Below are 18,331 nucleotides of genomic sequence, written 5' to 3' on the forward strand. Positions count from 1 at the left end.
TCACGCCTCCAGCTCGGCTACGACGGGCAGTACGCCCGCTGCGGCAGCGACCGCCGCGGGTGTGGTGTCGAGGTGGTCGAGCAGCCCATCGACGTACGAGACGTCGACGCGGACCTTCTGCACCCGCCCGTCAACGTCGCGCATGACGAACTCGCGGTAGCCGAGACGGGCGGCTGAGGTGCTGTCGGCGGCGGAGAGGGAGGCGAGGGTGGCCTCGTACCCGTCGTTGACCGGGACCCGCAGCAGGCGCAGTGCCTCGGAGGCGATCTCCTCGTCCTCGGCGATCCGCCCGACGAAGACCGTGGAGACCAGGTTCTGTACGTCGAGGCCGAGGATGTCCTTCGGGTTCTGCGAGGCGACCAGCGCGGCCAGGTTCCACTTGCGGGAGTCCCGAGCGAGCCGCACCAGGAACGACCGCCCCGACCGCCAGCCCTCCATGAAGTGCGCCTCATCCAGCCCGACCAGCTTGCGCGACGACATCGAGCCGCCGTAGCAGCGGCGGACGGCGAGCCGGTGTGCGGTGTGCAGCATGGGCAGGGCGAGGGCCTCCTCCGCCGACCAGTACTCTCGTTCGATCTTGAGGTCGGGGAGGCGGAGGCCAGCCATCGTGATCACGGTGAGGGTGGCGTCCGGCCCGAGTAGCCCCTCCGGGGGGCGACCGAAGAAGAGCATGGCCAGCGGCATCTCGGCGGTGTCCAGCAGGAGGTTGGCCAGCTCCCGGCCGGCGTCGTCGTCGAGCTTGCCCAGGGTGGCGACCACATCGTCCAGGGTGGCTGTCTCCTCCGCCGGGACCTGGCGTACGGCGTGCCGGAAGAGCGTGGCGGTGGAGGCCTCCCGCGCGACCTGTGGCGGCACCAGCATCATGCAGATGTCCTGGACCAGCATCCGGCGCTCGGCCCGGGCGTTGGAGACGGCGATCTCGAACTCCCGCTCGCCCGCGTCACCGGCGCTGAACTCACTGCGTAGCGGCGTGGGGATCAGCGAGTACGGGGCGAGGGTGCCGGGCTCGGAACCGGTCAGGTTCAGTACCCGCGCGTACGGGGCCAGCTCCGGCATGGCGCAGAGCCGGGCGAGCGGGCCGGAGGGGTCGAGCAGCGTTACCTGCACCCCGCGGCGGGCGGCGAGGTAGCCGAGGGCACCGAGCAGGGTGGATTTGCCGCCGCCGGGCTCGGCCACGAAGACCCCGAGCCCCGAGCGTTCCCGGACCTCCATCGGGAAGTGCAGGTCGAGGAAGACCGGGCGACGGCAGGTGCCGGCGGTACGCCCGATCAGGTCGCCCCGGCGGTCGCCGACGGTCGAGGCGGCCTGCGGGAGCGCGGCGGCGAAGAGGTTGACCGGCATCCGGCGGACGTAGCCGGTGTTGGCGATCGGCTCCCCGGGGATGAACTCGCGGGCCAGCCAGTCCTGGTTCTTCGGGTGCTGGAGCGATACCCGCAGCTCTCGGGAGTAGAGCTGGATCAGCCGACGGGCGCGTTCCAGGCACTCCTCTCGGGTCCGACCGCCGACGGCGAGTCGGTGCCAGCCGTGCGCGCGGGCCGATTCGACCGGCAGCCCGGTGGTCATCTCGTCGCCGATGACCAGGGCCCGCTCCGCGAGGCGCTCCAATTCGGGTGGGGCGTCGATGCCGTGCTCGGCGTAGTCGAGCTGCTGGGAGCGGATCATCCGCAGCCGGTGCTCCAGGTTGCGGAAGGAGTCGCCGGAGCCGAGGATGTCGACCCGGCTGGACAGCTCCATCGGCCAGGGCAGCCGCTCGTGAAAGTGCAGCCAGGGCTCGTGTCGTTCGGGGATCTCCAGCGGCTCCATCCGGCCCACGGCGAGGACGGCGACGTGCCCCTCCTCCCCGGTCATCCGGTTGACCAGCTTGACCGTGGACCCGTACGGGGTGCGGTAGCGCTCCACCTGTTCGGTCAGGGCGAGTAGGTCGCCGCGTTCCCAGTGCCCGTTGGTGACCGGGGAGAGCCGTCCGGGTGGGGCCATGCAGAGCGCCACCGAGCGGTAGAGGAGCCACTCCAGTTCCGGTGTGGTGACCCGGCGTCCGCGCATTCCGAAGGCGCCCAGTACCTCGTCGAACTGCTCGACGGTGCGGCTGAGCTTGCGTCGTTCGCCCTCGGCGACGCCGCGACCGAAGCTGCGGCGTACCCGCTCCACCAGCGAGTCACCCAGGGAGCGCCGGGCGAAGGTCACCCCCAGGTACGTCTGCCCCTCGGCGTGGTTGACCGAGAGCAGGTGCCGTTGCGCGGCGACCAGATGATCTGCCCAACTCGGTGTCCCCGGGACGTCGGGTAGCGGTGCCCGGGTGTGGGTGTCGATGGTGCGGGCCCATTCGTCGGCCGGGAAGGGGCGGGTGGTACGTCGCAGATGCAGGCGGAAGCCGGCCAGCCCGGCGTACTGCTCGGAGATCGCCGCGAGTAGCGCCTCCCGCTCGGCGTCGGGGCGGAAGGCCCAGCGCACCTCGGGTAGCCAGTACCAGGCGGTGACCGTGTTGGGGGTGAAGGTCAGGTGGCCGGCGATTTCGGTGATGGCCAGCTCCACCGACGGGTCCCGGTCCCTGAAATTGATCTTCGGTGGCCGAATTCGCGCCGGTTTGGTGGCGCGATCCCGCCGGTCGGTTTTGGTGGCGCGATCCCGCCGGCCGCCTTTGGTGGCGCGATCCCGCTGGTCGGTGGAGCGTTGATCGGACGGGGGTACCTCTCGGGCGTCCGGCTCCGACCGCTCGGCGAGGCGACGGCGGGGTGTCACCTCGGCTGGCCGCGGCGTCACCTCGGCTGCCGGTGGGGCTGCCTCCTCGGTCTCTGTCCGGGCGAGTCGCTCACCGACCTGGTGCGGTACTCGGGTGGCGCGCCAGGCCGGCCCGGCGGGCGACCGCTCCACCTCAGTCGGTGCGGCGGGAGCGGCCGGTGCGGCGAGTGGATCCGCGGCGACGAACTGCTGTGGGATGGTCGGCTGCGGCTGCGGCTGTTCGCGCGCCGCTGATCCGACCGACGCGGACCGGGCCGGGCGGGTCGCGCCGAACAGGTCGAGGAAGGGGGAGTCGATGTCGGTGCCGGCGGCCGGCGCCGGCTCGGTGGGCGTCCGCTGGTGTAGTGGGCGGGGCGCCGGGAAGACACCGACCCCACCGTGGCCCGGGGAGGTGGCCCGGGCCGCGTCGGGCCAGGCCTCATCGAGCTCCGCGACGTAGCCAACAGGCTGCGTCGCGTCACCTGGGGTCGCGGCCGGCTGCCCGGCCGGGGATCCCGGCGCGTAGTGGGAACTCATGCGACCGCCTCACCCGCGTCGTTGTACTGCCCGGTCATGCCAGTTCCTCTCGGATCCTGATCCGACTGCCGACCAGGCGGGGGTCGCGTTGCTCGGCGGCCGGCTCCCGGGTGCGTCGCCAGTCGGTCAGCGCGGTGTGGATCACCATGCGCGCGGGCCGGTCCGGGTCGACGTACCGGAAGACGAACGAGGTGGTCACGATCGCGAGGGCGATCTCCCACGCCGGGAAGAGCTCGACCTGCAGCGTGAACAACCAGTGGACGAACATGTAGAGGGGAACAAGCAGCATGAAGAGCCCGTACTGGGCGTACGGGAGGTGGACCGGGAGGGTGTAGCCGGGGGGGCCGAGGTAGACCAGACGAGCCCGGTAGATGTCGTCGTCGGTGCGCAGCCGCATGATCGTGCCCCGCGCCTATTCGAAGATCAGGGCGATCAGGTAGTCGCCGACGAAGAAGAGGGTGGCGGCCCCGGCGATGAAGGCCAGGCCGACGATCGCGATGGCTGAGCTCGTCAACACCTTGGAGATCTCGCCCCGGCTCGCGCGCCCGATGAAGATGACGCCCAGCACGGCCAGCAGGATCGGGGCGATCTTGCTGGCGAAGAAGGCGACGATGTTGTCGGTGGCGATGCCGGTGGGCGCGGGCTCGGCGAGCGGTGTCGAGCTCAGGGCGGTGAGAGCGTGGGCGGCGGACGACGCCGCCTCCGTCAGCTCGATGGCGATCACTGGAAACCTCCCCATTTCGCGGCCGGCGGCGCCGCGGCGGTGCAGTAGGCATGCCTGGCGGGAACGGTGCTCACGTTGCGGCTAGGCCGCCGCGGTCGTCGCCCACCACGAGCGGGTGGGTCCTGGGCGGATTTTCCCGCTTCGGCCCTCCCTCCAGGCTTCGCCATCTCGATGCTCGGCAATTCCCAAAGCGTACGGCCACCCACTGTCTGCGACAAGCCACGAAGAATGACCCCGATCCGACTCTGTCGTCCGACCCCACACCTGCACCGAACCGCATGTCAGCCCCCTCGGGCCGGGTGGCGCGGGAGCGCCAACGAGGACCGGTACGGTCTCCTTGTGACCGATCTGGTGCAGGCCGCGTCCCCGGTGGTGATGGGCATCCTGAACGTCACGCCGGACTCCTTCTCCGACGGCGGACGCTACGCCGATCTCGATGCCGCCATCGCACACGGCGTGCGGCTACGCGGCGACGGTGCCCACCTGGTGGACGTGGGCGGCGAGTCCACCCGACCCGGGGCGGATCGGGTGGCCGCCGAAACCGAGGCGGACCGGGTCCGGCCGGTGATCCGCGAGCTGGCCGCCGCCGGCGTGCCGGTCAGCATCGACACCACCCGGGCCCGGGTTGCCGAGCTGGCGCTCGCCGCCGGGGCGCAGGTGGTCAACGATGTCTCCGGTGGGCTCGCCGACCCGGACATGGCCCGGGTGGTCCGGGACGCCGGCTGCCCCTGGGTGCTCATGCACTGGCGTGGGCACTCCCGCGAGATGCGGGAGCTGGCGCGCTACGGCGACGTCGTCGCCGACGTCAAGGCCGAGCTGGCGCAGCGGGTCGAGGCGGCCCTCGCCGCCGGGGTGGCGGCCGACCGTATCGTCATCGACCCGGGGCTCGGCTTCGCCAAGACCGCCGCCCACAACTGGCAGCTGAGTGCCCGGCTGCCGGAGCTGCTGGCGCTCGGCTACCCGTTGCTCTTCGCCGCCAGCCGCAAGGCCCACCTGGGCGCGCTGCTCGCCGTTGACGGCGCGCCGCGGCCGACCGAGAGCCGGGAGGTCGCCACCGTCGCCACCAGCGTGCTCGCGGTCGCGGCCGGCGCCTGGGGAGTGCGGGTGCACGACGTCCGGGCCACCGCGGACGCGCTGGCCGTCTGGCGGGCCACGGGATCGCCCCGGCTGGCCGCCACCGGATCGTCCGGTCCGGCCACCACCGGCGGTGCCCGGGCCGAAGGAGAGCAGCGATGACCGACCGGATCGAGCTGACCGGCCTGCGGGTGCACGGCCGGCACGGGGTGTACGACTTCGAGCGGGAGCACGGGCAGGACTTCGTCGTGGACGCGCGGCTGGAGCTGGACCTCGCCCCGGCCGCCCGTTCGGACGAGGTGACCGACACCGTCCACTACGGCGAGTTGGCCGAGCGGCTGGCGACGGTGGTGGCCGGGGAGCCGGTCAACCTGATCGAGACCCTCGCCGACCGGCTGCTCACGGTCTGCCTGGCCGATGCCCGGGTCCGTACCGCCACGGTGACGGTGCACAAGCCGCAGGCCCCGATCTCGGGTAGCTTCACCGACGTGGCTGTCACCATGACCAGGTCCGCCTCGTGACCCGGGCCCTGCTCTCGCTCGGCAGTAACCTCGGCGATCGCGCCGACCACCTGCAGTCGGCGGTCACCGCGCTGGGTGAGTCCGTGCTCCTGGTCTCCGGCGTCTACGAGACTCCGCCCTGGGGCGACCGCGACCAGCCCGCGTACCTGAACGCCGTGGTGCTGGCCGTAGATCCCACAGCGGCGCCGGAGGACTGGCTGGCGCGGGCCCGGGCGGCCGAGCGTGCGGCCGGCCGGGAGCGCGATCCGGCCCGGCGTTTCGGGCCCCGCACCCTCGACGTCGACGTCATCGCGGTCTGGGCGCAGGACGGCACGCCGGTGCTCCGGGACGATCCCGAACTGACGCTGCCGCACCCCCGCGCCCACCTGCGCGCCTTCGTCCTGCGGCCCTGGCTCGACCTGCAACCGTACGGGCGGCTGCCGGGCCACGGCTGGCTGACCGACCTGCTGAACTCGGCGTCGGTCGGTGCGGACGCGTTGGAGCTGCGTCCCTGCCCCGAAGTGGGGCTAGAGTCAACGGCATGAGGCAACGGAGCCGGCGGGCATGATGCAGGCGAGGTCATCACCTCCGGACGGCGCGGGTCCCGGCCGGATGGGCCCTACCCGGATCTCCACACTGGTGGTCGCCGGCCTCGCCGCCGCCGGGGTGGCGTGGCTGCTGATCAGCTTTCTCTACTACGACTATCTCCCCGGCGACCTGCCCTGGCTGCCGGTGATCACCCTGGCCGGGCTCGCCGTGCTGGAGGCGTACGTCGCGGTGAACACCCGGGCCCGGATTGCGCGCCGGCCGGGGAAGGAGCCGGTGAACCCGCTGTTGGTTGCCCGCTTCGTGGTGCTGGCCAAGGCGTCCGCGCTGGTGGGCGCGATCTTCGCCGGCTTCTACGCGGGCCTGACCGGGTGGCTGTTCGTGGAGCGCACCGAGGCCGCGGCGAGCGACCGGAACGTGGCTGGGAGTAGCCTGCTCGCCGCCCTGGCACTGGTGGCCGCCGCGCTCTGGTTGGAGCGCTCCTGCCGGGTTCCCGAGCAGGAGGACGACCAGGACCGCGAGCCCGGCGACCGGGGAGGCCGCGCCGGCCAGCGCTGAGCATGGGCTTCCGCCGTGCTTCCCGCGCGGGTACGGTGCCTGCCACCGGAGCGTATCGGCCGCCCCGGACTGCTCCGCGCGTTTGGACCCGGGACGGACGGCCAGGTGGAGGGCGGCTGCATGGGGTACGACGAATCGGGGCGAGGAAGCTCGGAGACCTCCCCCCGCGCGAACACCGTCGTCCCCGACCCGGATCCGGACCAGGTTGAGTCCGGTGGGGACCGGCTCGGCGTGCACCTCGTCTGGGAACTCCTGCTCCTGGTGTGCGCGGTCGGGGTCGGGTACCTGCTCTGGCGAGAAAACCCGGAGACGCTGCGGGGCGACGGCCTGCGGTCGCTGCTCGTTGCTGGAGCCGTCCTCGGGTTGTTGGCCCTCGCCGCCGGGCTGAGCCTGCGTACCGCGACGGTGAATCTGGCGATCGGTCCGGCGGCCGTCGCGGCGGCGCTGCACATGGCGGAGCAGGGGGACCGGGGTGCGGTGGCCGCCCTCGGCCCGGCGATCGCCGCCGGGGCGCTCGGCGGGCTGCTTTTGGCGTTCGTGGTGACGGTGCTGCACGTCCCCGCCTGGGCGGCCAGCCTCGCCGCTGGCGCGGCGCTGGTCGGGTACATCGAGCGGCGAGGTGACCCGGTCCTGCCGCAGGGTAGCTACGACCCGACGAGCGACGCGCTCTACCTGTTCGCCGGGTTCGCAGCGCTCGCCGTGCTCGGCGGGCTGTTCGGCGCGGTACGGCCGATCCGTCGGCTGATCGGCCGGTTTCGACCGGTTACCGATCCGGCCCGCCGGCAGGGGGCGCTGGGCCCGGTGGTGGCCGGCGGGGCGCTGGTCGCCTCCAGCGTCCTGGCCGTGCTGGCCGGCTCCCTACTGGGGACTCCCGCCGCTGGTCCGGTCGCGGTGGGGTCGGGGCTGGACTGGACCGTCCTGGCGGTGGGGACGGCGCTGCTCGCCGGCACCAGTGCCTTCGGCCGCCGAGGTGGCATCCTCGGCACCCTGCTCGCCGTTTCGTTGATCACGCTCGTCCGCGCGGACCTGCAGGCGAGCGGCCTGGCGGCGAGTCGCTGGGCCGTCGGGGCGGTAGCGCTCGGGGTGGGGCTGGTGGTGACCCGGATGGTCGAGGCGTACGGGGGCGCGCGGGACGACCGGGAGGCGGTTGCCGACAGCCCCGGCGCGGACGAGCAGCTGCATGCCGGTTGGAGCATGCCCCGTCCCGAGCCGCTCACGGACTGGGCCGCGACGCTGCCGCCTCCGCCCGCCGAGCGCCCAACCAATCAGTGGGATCTCCCGGACTGGGGGACCGGACGGCACTGGGACCCCAGCCGCCGCTGACCCCGCGTCTCGCAGGTCGGCGGGGAGCGTGCCGGCTAGGCTCAGCCGCATGACCGACACACCTTCGACCTTCCCCGCCGGCCGGTCGTTCGAGGAGTTGGACGCACTCTCCACCGAGGAGCTGCGCAAGCAGGCGTTCGCGGTGGCGCGGGAGCGCCGTGACGTGCGGTTTTTCTGGTCAGTTCTGCGGCACCTGCCGAATGCCGACGAGGCCGCTGCCCTGGATGGCGCGCCGAACTCGGTCGGTCCGACCATCGACGAGGCGGTGGCGTTGTGGCGGGAGCTGACCGGCCACGGCTACGAGGAGTTGGCGCCGGTGCTGCGGGCGGCCTTCATCGACTATCTGCGGAGGTAGCTGCCCCGTTGGGGGCGGGCGGCCGGCGCTGGTCGTCGGCGTGGCCCAGGCCGAGCAGGCGGGATCGGGTGAGGACCCCCACGGGTTGCTCCTGGTCGGTCACCACCACCCGGTCCGCCATGGTGGTCAACAGGACCCCCAGCGCGTCGTACGCCGACGACCCGAGTGGCACCGTGGGGAGCTCGGCGGAGATCGGGGTGGCGGAGACCGGCTCGACCGTCTCCCGGGTGACCGGGGTGACGGCCAGGCGTCGGATACCTCGGTCGGCACCGACGAATTCCCGGACGAACGGGGTGGCCGGTGCGCCAAGCACGGCGGCCGGGGTGTCGAACTGCTCCAGGCGGCCACCCTCGGAGAGCACCGCGATCCGGTCGCCCAGCCGAACCGCCTCGTCGAGGTCGTGCGTCACCAGCACGATGGTCTTGCGAACCTCGGCCTGCAACCGCAGGAACTCCTCCTGGAGCCGGGTCCGGACGATCGGGTCGACCGCGGAGAAGGGCTCGTCCATCAGCAGGACCACCGGGTCCGCGGCGAGTGCCCTCGCCACGCCCACCCGCTGCCGCTGACCGCCGGAGAGCTCGTGCGGGTAGCGGGCGCCGAACTGGGCCGGGTCCAGGCCGACCAGCTCCAACAGCTCGGTGACCCGTTGCCGGCGACGTTCCCGGGGCCAGCCGAGTAGCTGCGGCACGGTGGCGACGTTCGCGTTGATGGTCTGGTGCGGGAAGAGGCCGACGTTCTGGATCACGTAGCCGATGCGGCGGCGCAGCCGTACCGGGTCCACCCGGGTGACGTCTTCCCCTCCGAGGAGGATTCGGCCGTCGGTCGGCTCGATCAGGCGGTTCACCATCCGGAGCACGGTCGACTTGCCGCAGCCGGAGGGGCCGATCAGCACCACGAGTTCGCCGGCGGCGATCTCCAGGGTCAGTTCGCGGACCGCCTCGGTGCCGTCCGGGTAGCGTTTGCCGATCTCGTCAAGGAAGATCGAGGCCGCACGTGCCTCGTTGGCAGCGGATCCCCGCGGGGTAACGTCCACACATGTCCTTCCGCCTGAGCTACCGGGCCGACCCGGGTAACCCGTGGTTCTCCTGGCAGTACGTGCGGGACAACTCTGACACGATCCTCGCCGCGCTGCGCGAGCACACCTCGCTTACCCTGCGGGCGGTGCTCATTGCGGTGTTGATCGCGGTGCCGCTGGCCGTGGCCGCGTACTGGTTCCGCGCGCTGGCCGGGCCCATCCTGGCGGTCACCGGTGTGCTCTACACCATCCCGTCGCTGGCGTTGTTTGCCTTTCTCGCGCCGTACCTGGGGATCGGGGTGGTGACCGTGCTCACCGTGGTGGTGCTCTACGCGCTGCTGGTGATCGTCCGCAACGCGCTGGCCGGTCTCACCCAGGTGCCGCCCGAGGTGCGGGAGGCGGCGGAGGGCATGGGGTACGGCCGCTGGGGGCGGTTGTTCCGGATCGATCTGCCGCTGGCCCTGCCGGGCATCCTCACCGGGCTGCGGTTGGCGACGGTCTCGACGGTGGCGCTGGTCACCGTGGGGGTGGTCGTGGGGCAGGGCGGACTCGGTCAGTTGATCTTTGCCGGCTTCCAGAACAACTTCTACAAAGCACAGATCATGACCGGTACGCTGCTCTGCGTCCTGCTCGCCCTGGTGTTCGATCTCGCCCTGGCCGGTGCCGGGTGGCTGCTCACCCCCTGGCTGCGTCGCCGGAGCGCGGCATGACCGTGGCGACGGGGCCGATCGAGGCGGCGTTGGTCTGGCTCAACGACCCGCTGAACTGGACCAATCCGGGCGGCATCCTGGACCGGACCGGCGAACATCTCGCCATCTCCGCGGCGGCGGTGCTCCTGGGCTGCCTGGTCGCGTGGCCGATCGGGCTCTGGCTCGGGCACACCGGGCGCGGCGGCGGGTCGGTCGTGCTGGTAGCCAACCTGACGCTGGCCATGCCGACGCTGGCCCTGCTCACCATCCTGCCGTTGACCTTCCTGGGTTTTGGTCGGCCCCCGGTGGTGGTGGCGCTGGCGGTCTTCGCGATCCCACCGTTGCTGGCCAACGCGTACACCGGGGTGCGTGCGGTGGATCCGGAGGCGCGGGACGCGGCCCGGGGGATGGGCTTCTCCAGCTGGCAGTTACTGCGTCGGGTCGAGCTGCCGCTCGCCGTGCCGTACCTGGCGGCGGGTTTTCGCACCGCGGCGGTGCAGGTTGTGGCCACCGCCGCGCTGGCCTCCTTCGTCAACGGCGGCGGCTTGGGGCAGATCATCCGGGCCGGGTTCGGCCTGGACATCGCCGCCGGCGGCGGGCAGATCCTCGCCGGCGGGCTGCTGGTGGCGGGGCTCGCGATGCTGGTGGAGCTGGTGTTGGCGCTGGTTGAGCGGCTGGTCACCCCGCGACCGCTGCGCAGCCGCGGCCGGCGGGCGGGGCGGCGCGCGGCCGACGCGGTCAGCGGCGCCTGACTCCGGCAACGGAGTCAGGCGCCGGCAACGTGTCGGTGACGATCCGGTGACGAAGTATGACCGGAGTTTGTCGTACCCCGGCGCGAGGATGTTGGGTGGGAGCACGGGCATCGATCGCCCGTCGGACACGCGGCCGGCGCAGGAGCCGTGCCGGGACACGGAAGGCGGGCAGAGATGCACGCACGCACACGTTTGGGGATCGGCGCTGTCGGCGTCCTGACCACCGCCGGGCTCTTGACCGGCTGTGGCCAGGCCGGTTCGTCGGGCACGGACGCGCCCGAAACAGCGGCGACGGGGGCGGGCTGCGCCCCGGTGGCCGGCGACGAGCTGGTCGTGCTGACCGACGACAAGTCGCTGCAGAACAGCGACAACATCATCCCCGTGGTCAACGCCGACGCCGCGACCCCGCCGCTCATCGCCGCCCTGGATCAGGTCTCCGCCGCACTGGACACGCCGAAGCTGATCCAGCTCAACAAGGCCGTGAACGAGGACCGCAAGACGCCCGCAGTCGCGGCGGCCGAGTTCGCCGACGCCCATGACCTCACCACCGGCATCGCGGCGGGGCCCGGCGGCACGATCAGGGTCGGAGCCGCCAACTTCAGCGAGAGCGAGACCCTCGCCGAGCTGTACAAGATCGTGCTGGTCGCCGCCGGCTACCAGGTCGAGGTGCAGCAGATCGGCAGCCGGGAACTCTACGAGCCCGCCCTGGAGAAGGGCGAGATCCAGGTCTTCCCCGAGTACGCGGCCACCATGGCGGAGTTTCTCAACACCAAGGCGAACGGCGAGGGCGCCGAGCCGGTCTCCTCGCCGAACCTGGACGAGACGGTCGCCGCGCTGAAGGCGCTCAGCGCGGAGGCCAACCTGGCCCTCGGTGCGCCGGCCGCAGCCCAGAACCAGAACGCCTTCGCCGTCACGCGTGCCTTCGCCGACCAGCACGGTGTGCGGACGCTCTCCGAGCTGGCCGAGAAGTGCTCTGGCCAGGAGACCGTTCTGGCCGGTCCGCCGGAGTGCCCGCAACGGCCGAAGTGCCAGGTCGGGCTGGTCGAGGTCTACGACTTCCGGGCCGGGTCGTTCAGCTCGCTCGATGCCGGCGGACCGCAGACGAAGAACGCGCTGCGGACCGGCGAGGTCAGCGTCGGTCTGGTGTTCTCCTCCGACGGAGCCCTCACCGCCGGCTAGCCCCGGAGTGGGCAGGGCGAGTTGCGCTGCCGTTCCCACGCGGGACAACTCTCGGTAGGCTGCACAGCCATGCCAGTCCCGGCCGTGACCGATGACCCGCGTAACCCCCGGTTGTCGACGGCACTGTTCCGGGCCGGTGTGGCGTGCGCTCCGGTGGCGGCGCTGCTGGTGCTCGTCGCCGACAGCAACGGCCCGCTACGGATCGCCGCCGTACTGGCCCTCCTGGCGGTGGTGCTGATCGGCCTCTCGATCGCGCTGCGCCCCGACGGCGGTGCCCGGGTCGGGGAGTTGCGGGGCGAGATCGAGCGGCTTCGCCATGAGCTGCACGGTGAGATCGTGGCTGCGGCCCAACGGGGCAATCAGGCACTCGACCAGACCCAGCGCACCCAGGAGGCGGTTGTGGCGCTGGGCCGCCGGCTTGACGCTGGTGCCGCCGCGCCGGCCGGGCCCGGCGGTGCGCAGCGGGTACGGGCCCCGGTTGACGCGCCGGCCGGGCGGGCAGCCGTTCCGGTCGCCGATCGCTGGGATGAGCACGAGGGCGACCGGAACCGCGCCGGTGAGTCCCAGCCTCCGGGTCACTTCCCGGGCGGCGGCCACTCCGCGGCCGGGGCGGCCGGGGCCTACGCGGCCTTCCGGCCGTCGACCGGAGAGCATGGGGCCGACGACCGCTTCGCTGGTCAGCCCGGCACCGAGCGGGCCGCCGGCACCTATGGCGACACCGCCGGTGGCGCCGAGTCACCGGAGCCGGAGGGCCGGCACGCCGCCCCCCTGCGCGGCGTGGTGCGACATACCGAGACGGTGCACGTCACCCGGCACACCGTGGTCGATGGCGCCCGGGACCCCGCCGGCGACTACGACCGAGGATGGCCGTCCGGTCCGGACGCACCGTCGTGGGCCGAAGACCGGGAGCGCCGCCCCTGGCCTGGGGGCGAGGCCGGGACCCGGGACCGGGAGCGCCGCCCCTGGCCGGCCGCCCAGGATGAGGTCCGGATGGCTGGCGTCGACGGCTCCGCTGACCGGTCGTGGTCGGAGCGGGGCGGTTGGGCGCGTGACGCTCGGGGGCAGGGCGAGCCACCGGAGGCTGCCCGGGCTGGAGCGCAGTGGGATGACCAAGGCTGGGCCAACCAGCCCGACGGCCGGGGCTGGGACGGCGAGCGGTCTGACCGCGGCGGCGTTGACCAGCATGGCGGGGAGCTTGTGGCGGGCGGCGACGCGGAGGGCGAGTACTGGTCGCAGTTGCGGGCCGGAAACCGCTGGGCGGCCGTCCGCGAGGACGAGCGGGGGCGCGAGCTGCGGCTGGGCGAGCAGCGGGCGCAGGTGCGCACGGATCGGGGCGGTGCCGAATACCGGGTGGACCAGCGGTGGGCCGCGGTCCGTCGGGACGAGCCCGGCCGCGACCGGGCCGACGCCGGGCGGGGCGGGTGGTCCGAACCGGCGGGACGATCCGCGTTGCCCCCGCCGTCCGCCGAGTGGGGGCCACCCCGGCAACGGCAGCCTGAGCCACAGCACCAGCCGGAGCCGCAGCGCCAGCCCGAGCCCCGGTGGCAGCCGGAGCCGCAGCACCAGCCCGAGCCTCGGTGGCAGCCCGGGCCGCAGCGCCAGCCCGAGCCGGGTCAGTACGGCCGCGGGGACAACCGGTGGCGTTGACAGCTGCGGCAACGCCGAACGAGCGCAGCCGGCCCACTCACTTGTCGATGTCGCCGACCACGAAGAACATCGAGCCGAGGATGGCGACCAGGTCCGGCACCAGGCAACCGGGTAGGAGGGTGGCCAGCGCCTGCACGTTGGCGTACGACGCGGTGCGCAGCTTGAGCCGCCACGGCGTCTTCTCACCCCGGGACACCAGGTAGTACCCGTTGATGCCGAGCGGGTTCTCGGTCCAGGCGTAGGTGTGCCCCTCGGGCGCTTTGAGCACCTTCGGTAGCCGGGTGTTGATCGGGCCGGTGAGCCGGTCCACCCGGTCCAGGCACTGCTCGGCGAGGTCGAGCGAGACGTACACCTGGTCGAGCAGCACCTCGAAGCGGGAGTGGCAGTCACCGGCGGTGCGGGTCACCACCGGCACGTCGAGCTGGTCGTACGCGAGGTAGGGCTCGTCCCGGCGTAGGTCGAGGTCGAGGCCGGAGGCGCGGGCGACCGGTCCGGAGGCGCCGAACGCGGCGGCCTGGGCTGCCGGGAGCACCCCCACGCCGACGGTACGGGCCAGGAAGATCTCGTTGCGCCGGATCAGGTTGTCCAGGTCGGGCAGGCTCCGCCGGACCTCGCCGATGGCCGCCCGGGCCCGCCCGGTCCAGCCGGCCGGCACCTCCTCCTTGAGCCCACCGACCCGGTTGAACATGTAGTGGATCCGCCCGCCGGAGACCTCCTCGAGCACCGCCTGGAGGGTCTCCCGTTCCCGAAAGGCGTAGAACATCGGGGTGATCGCCCCGATCTCCAGCGGGTACGAGCCGAGGAACATCAGGTGGTTGAGGATCCGGTTCAGCTCGGCGAGCGCCATCCGGAGCCAGGTGGCCCGCTCCGGAACCTCCATCCCCAGCAACCGCTCCACGGCGAGCACCACGCCGAGTTCGTTGGCGAACGCGGAGAGCCAGTCGTGCCGGTTGGCCAGCACGATGATCTGCCGGTAGTCGCGGACCTCGAACAGCTTCTCCGCGCCCCGGTGCATGTAGCCGACGATTGGTTCGGCGCTCACCACCCGTTCGCCGTCGAGTACCAGCCGCAGCCGGAGTACGCCGTGCGTCGAGGGGTGCTGCGGACCGATGTTGAGCACCATGTCGGTGCCGAGTTGTTCCCCACCGGCGCCGGTGCCGACGGTCAGTTCGCGGAGATCGGCGTCCGTGGTCATGCCTGTCATGGTGCCACGAGCGGGTCGAGGGCGACGCCGGCCGGCTGGAGGAGCCACCAGTGCCCGCCGAGGCCCGCCGGGTCGATCAGCTCGGCCACCGCCGACGCCGCGGAGAGGGCCCGGAGGTATCCCGCGGGGTCGGTGCTGGCCCGCGCCAGCGGTGGACGGCGCCCGTCGGCACCGAGCGCCCGCAGGGCCGTCCGCTGTGCCACCAGGGTGTACGGGAGCTGCGCGACCCGCGCACCGGCGGCGGCGACCGAGTCCACCGCGAGGTGCGCGGTGACATCGCACGATCCGTCGGGTACCGGTCGGACCTGCCGCCCGTTCCGGTAGCCGGTCAGGGTGCCGGCGGCCGGTCGGGTTCGCCGGAGGTGCCCGTAGTCCACGGTGACCGCCAGCCCTCGGTCGAGCCGCCCGACGGCGTCCGTCCAGGCGTCGTCGCGGGTTCGGCCGATCTCGGCGCGGATGCCCGGGTCGTCGGCGGCGGGCGGCGACCACCACCGGGCCAACCAGTCGGCGTCTTCCGGGCTGACTAAGCTGCCGTCCGTCTCCTCGCCGGTGGCGGGGTCGACCAGGAGGTACCGCCAGCCTGCCGGGGTGGCCACGGCCAGGTCCAGCGGGACGTTGTCGAGCCATTCGGTGGCCAGGAGGAGGCCGGTGACACCGGCGGGGATCTCGTGGGTCCAGGTGATCTCCGTGGGTAGGTCTGTGGGGCGCGGGGCCCGTTCGACGGCGGTGAGGCGTAGCCGGTGCGCGAGGGACGTGTCGTTGGACCCGGCGATGCTGGCGTGGAGGGTGCGCAGTAGCTCGCCCCGCCCCGCTCCGACATCGACCACCGCGAGTGGGTCTGGGTGGTCCAGGGCGGCGTCAACGGTGGCGATCAGCCGGTGCAGGGCCGCCGCGAACGCCGGGGAGGCGTGCACGCTGGTACGGAAGTGGTCGGCCGGGCCGGCACCGGAGACGAAGAAGCCGTCCGGCCCGTACAGCGCCTGCTCCATCGCGTCCCGCCAGCGGATCGACATCAGCTCCTCCTTCGGTCCAGCCGCCCGGTGGTGGAGCGGCCCCGCTCGTAGCCTTCGGTGGCGAGCGGGTCTGCCCGGGCCACCGGTGGTGAACGTTTTCACACCTCCCTGTCCCGGCTGCGGCGCCGCGACGCATACTTGCCAGCGACCGGTACCCCTCCGAGGACTGGATCATCGTTATGAGTGCTGCGCTGTCTCCGCGTCCCGTCGATCAGTCGGTTGATGCTCCCACCCCCCGTTCCCTGACCGTCGGCGTGATCGGTGTCGGCCGGGTCGGTGCCGTCCTGGCCGCCGCTCTCGCCGCTGCCGGCCACCGGGTGGTGGCCGCGACCGGCGGCTCTGCCGCCTCGCGTGCCCGGATGGCGCTGCTCCTGGCCGACGTGCCGCGGCGGCCGGCCGACTCGGTAGCCCGCGCTGCCACCGACCTCCTGCTGGTGGCGGTGCCGGATGACGCGCTCGCGGAGGTCGTCGCCGGCCTCGCCGAGACCGGGGCGTTGCGTCCGGGGCAGGTGGTCGCACACACCTCCGGCGCGCACGGCCTGGCGGTACTGGCGCCGGTCGTCGGGGCCGGTGCCAGCCCGCTGGCCCTGCACCCCGCGATGACCTTCACCGGTACGCCGGACGATCTCACCCGACTGCCCGGCATCTCGTACGGGTTGACCGCACCGGCGCAGCTGCGTCCGTTCGCCACCCGGCTCGTCGCCGACCTCGACGGCGTACCGGAGTGGGTCGCCGAGTCGGACCGAGCGCTCTACCACGCCGCCCTCGTGCACGGCGCCAATCACCTGATCACCCTCGTCAACGAGGCGGCCGACCGGCTGCGGGACGGCGGGGTGACCGAGCCGGAGCGGGTGCTCGCTCCGCTGTTGCGGGCCGCCTTGGACAACGCGTTGCGGCTCGGGGACGATGCGCTGACCGGACCCGTCGCCCGGGGCGACGCCGGCACCGTCGAGCGGCACCTGACCCAGCTCGCGGCGACCGCGCCGGAATCGGTGGGCCCCTACCTGGCGTTGGCTCGACGGACGGCGGACCGCGTGATCGCGGCCGGCCGGCTGCGTCCCACGGTGGCGCAGCCGGTGCTGGAGGTGTTGAGTGGGCGGGATCGGGAGGTGGCTGCGTGACCAAGCTGGTACACACCCGTGCCGACCTGGCGGCAGCGCGGGAGGCGCTGACCGGCACCGTGGGTGTCGTCATGACCATGGGCGCCCTGCACGCCGGGCACGAGACCCTGTTGCGGGTGGCCCAGGAGCAGGCCGACAACGTCGTGGTCACGATTTTTGTGAATCCGCTCCAGTTCGGGCCGGACGAGGACTTCGACCGGTATCCCCGCACCCTCGACGCGGATCTGGAGATCTGCCGCCGGGCTGGCGCCGCGGTCGTCTTCGCGCCGTTTGTGCCGGAGCTATACCCGCAGGGCCAACCCCGGGTCTGGGTCAACCCGGGCCAGCTCGGCGAGGAGTTGGAGGGGCAGAGCCGGCCGGGCTTCTTCCACGGGGTGCTGACCGTGGTGCTGAAGCTGCTTCAGCTCACCCGGCCGGACCGGGCGTTCTTCGGTGAGAAGGACTACCAACAGCTGACCCTGATCCGCCGGATGGTGCGCGACCTGGAGGTGCCGGTGGAGATCATCGGCGTGTCGACGGTCCGGGAGCCGGACGGGTTGGCCCTGTCCAGCCGGAACCGCTACCTGTCACCCGAGGGGCGGACGGCTGCGCTGAGCCTGCCGGGGGCGTTGCGGGCGGGGGTGGCAGCCGCTGCCGGCGGTGCGGACGCGGGCGGGGTGCTGGCCGCCGCGCACGCCGCGTTCGACTCCGGTCCGCCCGGTGTCGAACTGGATTACCTGGTACTCACCGACCCGGAGCTGGAGCCGGGGCCGATTGCGGGTCCGGCGCGGCTGCTCGCCGCCGCCTGGGTCGGCGCCACCCGCCTGATCGACAACGTATCGGTCCAGCTCGACCCACGTTTCTGACCCATCTCCCGAAAGGCGCCCGATGCTGCGCACCATGCTCAAGTCGAAGATTCACCGGGCCACGGTCACCCAGGCCGACCTGCACTACGTCGGCTCGGTCACGGTGGACCAGGATCTGCTGGACGCCGCCGACCTGCTCCCGGGCGAGCAGGTGGCGATCGTGGACGTCACCAACGGCGCCCGGTTGGAGACCTATGTGATCCCGGGGCAGCGAGGCAGCGGCGTGATCGGTATCAACGGCGCCGCCGCCCACCTGGTCCACCCGGGTGACCTGGTCATCCTCATCGCCTACGGACAGCTGGAGGACGCGCAGGCGCGTACCTACCAGCCGCGGATCGTGCACGTCGATTCGAGCAACCGGATTGTGGACCTCACCGCGGACGCGGCCACGGCGGCGCCCGGGACGGCGGGGGCGCCGGTCCCCAACCCGTTGGCGGACTCGCTGGCCTGACCGAGTGGCGCGCCCGCCCACCGGAGCCACGCCACGAGGCTCTGTTACTCGCCGGGCATCTTTGGCTACCCTGGGTGGAC

The 18,331-nt window shown here is 72.6% G+C and carries 19 protein-coding genes; 13 read left to right on the forward strand and 6 right to left on the reverse strand.

Annotation, left to right across the window (positions count from 1 at the left end):
• From SALPAC3_RS0116040 to SALPAC3_RS0116050, 3 genes are read right to left on the reverse strand one after another with little or no spacing between them, the layout of a single operon-like run.
• The gene (locus SALPAC3_RS0116040) at window positions 1-3,255 is read right to left on the reverse strand and encodes an ATP-binding protein (RefSeq protein WP_018222229.1); all 3,255 of its coding nucleotides are present in this window, start codon (window positions 3,253-3,255) and stop codon (window positions 1-3) included.
• A gap of 34 nt (window positions 3,256-3,289) precedes the next feature.
• Complete coding sequence (locus SALPAC3_RS0116045) at window positions 3,290-3,652, reverse strand: hypothetical protein (protein ID WP_018217477.1); 363 nt, start codon at window positions 3,650-3,652, stop codon at window positions 3,290-3,292.
• Between the two features lie 15 nt (window positions 3,653-3,667).
• Entirely contained in the window at window positions 3,668-3,979 is a 312-nt protein-coding gene (locus SALPAC3_RS0116050) for a hypothetical protein (RefSeq protein ID WP_018222230.1), read from the reverse strand.
• Window positions 3,980-4,318: 339 nt separating this feature from the next.
• Between SALPAC3_RS0116050 and folP the strand changes: the two genes are divergently transcribed.
• The 6 genes from folP (at window position 4,319) to SALPAC3_RS0116080 (ending at window position 8,335) form a co-directional block, all read left to right on the forward strand.
• Window positions 4,319-5,215, forward strand: coding sequence for a dihydropteroate synthase (gene folP, locus SALPAC3_RS0116055; RefSeq protein ID WP_018222231.1), 897 nt, complete (start codon window positions 4,319-4,321; stop codon window positions 5,213-5,215).
• A complete protein-coding gene (gene folB, locus SALPAC3_RS0116060) occupies window positions 5,212-5,574 on the forward strand; it encodes a dihydroneopterin aldolase (RefSeq protein ID WP_018222232.1) in 363 nt (120 codons plus the stop codon). The genes folP and folB overlap by 4 nt, the downstream gene beginning before the upstream one ends.
• Window positions 5,571-6,098 (forward strand): 2-amino-4-hydroxy-6-hydroxymethyldihydropteridine diphosphokinase, encoded by a 528-nt coding sequence (folK, locus tag SALPAC3_RS0116065; RefSeq protein WP_018222233.1) that lies wholly within the window; start codon window positions 5,571-5,573, stop codon window positions 6,096-6,098. The genes folB and folK overlap by 4 nt, the downstream gene beginning before the upstream one ends.
• Before the next feature lie 67 nt (window positions 6,099-6,165).
• The gene (locus SALPAC3_RS0116070) at window positions 6,166-6,657 is read left to right on the forward strand and encodes a DUF3180 domain-containing protein (protein ID WP_018222234.1); all 492 of its coding nucleotides are present in this window, start codon (window positions 6,166-6,168) and stop codon (window positions 6,655-6,657) included.
• Between the two features lie 120 nt (window positions 6,658-6,777).
• Complete coding sequence (locus tag SALPAC3_RS0116075) at window positions 6,778-7,980, forward strand: ABC transporter permease (protein WP_018811518.1); 1,203 nt, start codon at window positions 6,778-6,780, stop codon at window positions 7,978-7,980.
• A gap of 49 nt (window positions 7,981-8,029) precedes the next feature.
• Window positions 8,030-8,335: a hypothetical protein gene (locus SALPAC3_RS0116080; RefSeq protein WP_018217470.1), complete on the forward strand. Its 306-nt coding sequence runs from the start codon at window positions 8,030-8,032 to the stop codon at window positions 8,333-8,335.
• Here the strand turns inward: SALPAC3_RS0116080 and SALPAC3_RS0116085 are convergent.
• Window positions 8,313-9,368, reverse strand: a complete 1,056-nt coding sequence (locus SALPAC3_RS0116085; RefSeq protein ID WP_018222236.1) for an ABC transporter ATP-binding protein — start codon at window positions 9,366-9,368, stop codon at window positions 8,313-8,315. The genes SALPAC3_RS0116080 and SALPAC3_RS0116085 overlap by 23 nt on opposite strands.
• Before the next feature lie 2 nt (window positions 9,369-9,370).
• On the opposite strand from SALPAC3_RS0116085, the gene SALPAC3_RS0116090 reads away from it, so the two are divergent.
• From SALPAC3_RS0116090 to SALPAC3_RS0116105, 4 genes are all read left to right on the forward strand, one after another.
• On the forward strand, window positions 9,371-10,060 hold the full coding sequence (locus SALPAC3_RS0116090; protein ID WP_018222237.1) for an ABC transporter permease: 690 nt from the start codon (window positions 9,371-9,373) through the stop codon (window positions 10,058-10,060).
• Complete coding sequence (locus SALPAC3_RS0116095) at window positions 10,057-10,791, forward strand: ABC transporter permease (RefSeq protein ID WP_018222238.1); 735 nt, start codon at window positions 10,057-10,059, stop codon at window positions 10,789-10,791. The genes SALPAC3_RS0116090 and SALPAC3_RS0116095 overlap by 4 nt, the downstream gene beginning before the upstream one ends.
• Before the next feature lie 174 nt (window positions 10,792-10,965).
• Window positions 10,966-11,970 (forward strand): glycine betaine ABC transporter substrate-binding protein, encoded by a 1,005-nt coding sequence (locus SALPAC3_RS0116100; protein WP_018222239.1) that lies wholly within the window; start codon window positions 10,966-10,968, stop codon window positions 11,968-11,970.
• A 69-nt stretch (window positions 11,971-12,039) separates the two neighbouring features.
• Window positions 12,040-13,617: a hypothetical protein gene (locus SALPAC3_RS0116105; protein ID WP_018222240.1), complete on the forward strand. Its 1,578-nt coding sequence runs from the start codon at window positions 12,040-12,042 to the stop codon at window positions 13,615-13,617.
• A 37-nt stretch (window positions 13,618-13,654) separates the two neighbouring features.
• On the opposite strand, the gene SALPAC3_RS0116110 is transcribed toward SALPAC3_RS0116105, so the two are convergent.
• Both SALPAC3_RS0116110 and SALPAC3_RS0116115 read right to left on the reverse strand, forming a co-directional pair.
• Window positions 13,655-14,821, reverse strand: coding sequence for an NADH-quinone oxidoreductase subunit D (locus SALPAC3_RS0116110; RefSeq protein ID WP_196233436.1), 1,167 nt, complete (start codon window positions 14,819-14,821; stop codon window positions 13,655-13,657).
• On the reverse strand, window positions 14,818-15,834 hold the full coding sequence (locus SALPAC3_RS0116115) for an SAM-dependent methyltransferase (RefSeq protein WP_018222242.1): 1,017 nt from the start codon (window positions 15,832-15,834) through the stop codon (window positions 14,818-14,820). The genes SALPAC3_RS0116110 and SALPAC3_RS0116115 overlap by 4 nt, the downstream gene beginning before the upstream one ends.
• A 179-nt stretch (window positions 15,835-16,013) precedes the next feature.
• Between SALPAC3_RS0116115 and SALPAC3_RS0116120 the strand changes: the two genes are divergently transcribed.
• The 3 genes from SALPAC3_RS0116120 to panD are packed head-to-tail and all read left to right on the forward strand — an operon-like array spanning window position 16,014 to window position 18,251.
• Window positions 16,014-16,955, forward strand: coding sequence for a Rossmann-like and DUF2520 domain-containing protein (locus SALPAC3_RS0116120; RefSeq protein WP_018222243.1), 942 nt, complete (start codon window positions 16,014-16,016; stop codon window positions 16,953-16,955).
• A complete protein-coding gene (gene panC, locus SALPAC3_RS0116125; RefSeq protein ID WP_018222244.1) occupies window positions 16,952-17,800 on the forward strand; it encodes a pantoate--beta-alanine ligase in 849 nt (282 codons plus the stop codon). Before SALPAC3_RS0116120 ends, panC begins: the two co-directional genes overlap by 4 nt.
• A gap of 22 nt (window positions 17,801-17,822) precedes the next feature.
• Window positions 17,823-18,251: an aspartate 1-decarboxylase gene (gene panD, locus SALPAC3_RS0116130; protein WP_018222245.1), complete on the forward strand. Its 429-nt coding sequence runs from the start codon at window positions 17,823-17,825 to the stop codon at window positions 18,249-18,251.
• Window positions 18,252-18,331: the final 80 nt, after the last annotated feature.

Origin of the sequence: Salinispora pacifica DSM 45544 (assembly GCF_000378845.1) — a bacterium.
Classification (GTDB): domain Bacteria; phylum Actinomycetota; class Actinomycetes; order Mycobacteriales; family Micromonosporaceae; genus Micromonospora; species Micromonospora pacifica.

What these genes read in the sequence shown, in the direction of transcription:
- SALPAC3_RS0116040 (WP_018222229.1), bottom strand. Translation starts at nt 3,255, where the DNA reads ATGAGTTCCCACTACGCGCCGGGATCCCCGGCCGGGCAGCCGGCCGCG.
- SALPAC3_RS0116045 (WP_018217477.1), bottom strand. Translation starts at nt 3,652, where the DNA reads ATGCGGCTGCGCACCGACGACGACATCTACCGGGCTCGTCTGGTCTAC.
- folB (WP_018222232.1), top strand. Translation starts at nt 5,212, where the DNA reads ATGACCGACCGGATCGAGCTGACCGGCCTGCGGGTGCACGGCCGGCAC.
- SALPAC3_RS0116070 (WP_018222234.1), top strand. Translation starts at nt 6,166, where the DNA reads ATGGGCCCTACCCGGATCTCCACACTGGTGGTCGCCGGCCTCGCCGCC.
- SALPAC3_RS0116075 (WP_018811518.1), top strand. Translation starts at nt 6,778, where the DNA reads ATGGGGTACGACGAATCGGGGCGAGGAAGCTCGGAGACCTCCCCCCGC.
- SALPAC3_RS0116080 (WP_018217470.1), top strand. Translation starts at nt 8,030, where the DNA reads ATGACCGACACACCTTCGACCTTCCCCGCCGGCCGGTCGTTCGAGGAG.
- SALPAC3_RS0116090 (WP_018222237.1), top strand. Translation starts at nt 9,371, where the DNA reads ATGTCCTTCCGCCTGAGCTACCGGGCCGACCCGGGTAACCCGTGGTTC.
- SALPAC3_RS0116095 (WP_018222238.1), top strand. Translation starts at nt 10,057, where the DNA reads ATGACCGTGGCGACGGGGCCGATCGAGGCGGCGTTGGTCTGGCTCAAC.
- SALPAC3_RS0116100 (WP_018222239.1), top strand. Translation starts at nt 10,966, where the DNA reads ATGCACGCACGCACACGTTTGGGGATCGGCGCTGTCGGCGTCCTGACC.
- SALPAC3_RS0116105 (WP_018222240.1), top strand. Translation starts at nt 12,040, where the DNA reads ATGCCAGTCCCGGCCGTGACCGATGACCCGCGTAACCCCCGGTTGTCG.
- SALPAC3_RS0116110 (WP_196233436.1), bottom strand. Translation starts at nt 14,821, where the DNA reads ATGACAGGCATGACCACGGACGCCGATCTCCGCGAACTGACCGTCGGC.
- SALPAC3_RS0116115 (WP_018222242.1), bottom strand. Translation starts at nt 15,834, where the DNA reads ATGTCGATCCGCTGGCGGGACGCGATGGAGCAGGCGCTGTACGGGCCG.
- SALPAC3_RS0116120 (WP_018222243.1), top strand. Translation starts at nt 16,014, where the DNA reads ATGAGTGCTGCGCTGTCTCCGCGTCCCGTCGATCAGTCGGTTGATGCT.
- panD (WP_018222245.1), top strand. Translation starts at nt 17,823, where the DNA reads ATGCTGCGCACCATGCTCAAGTCGAAGATTCACCGGGCCACGGTCACC.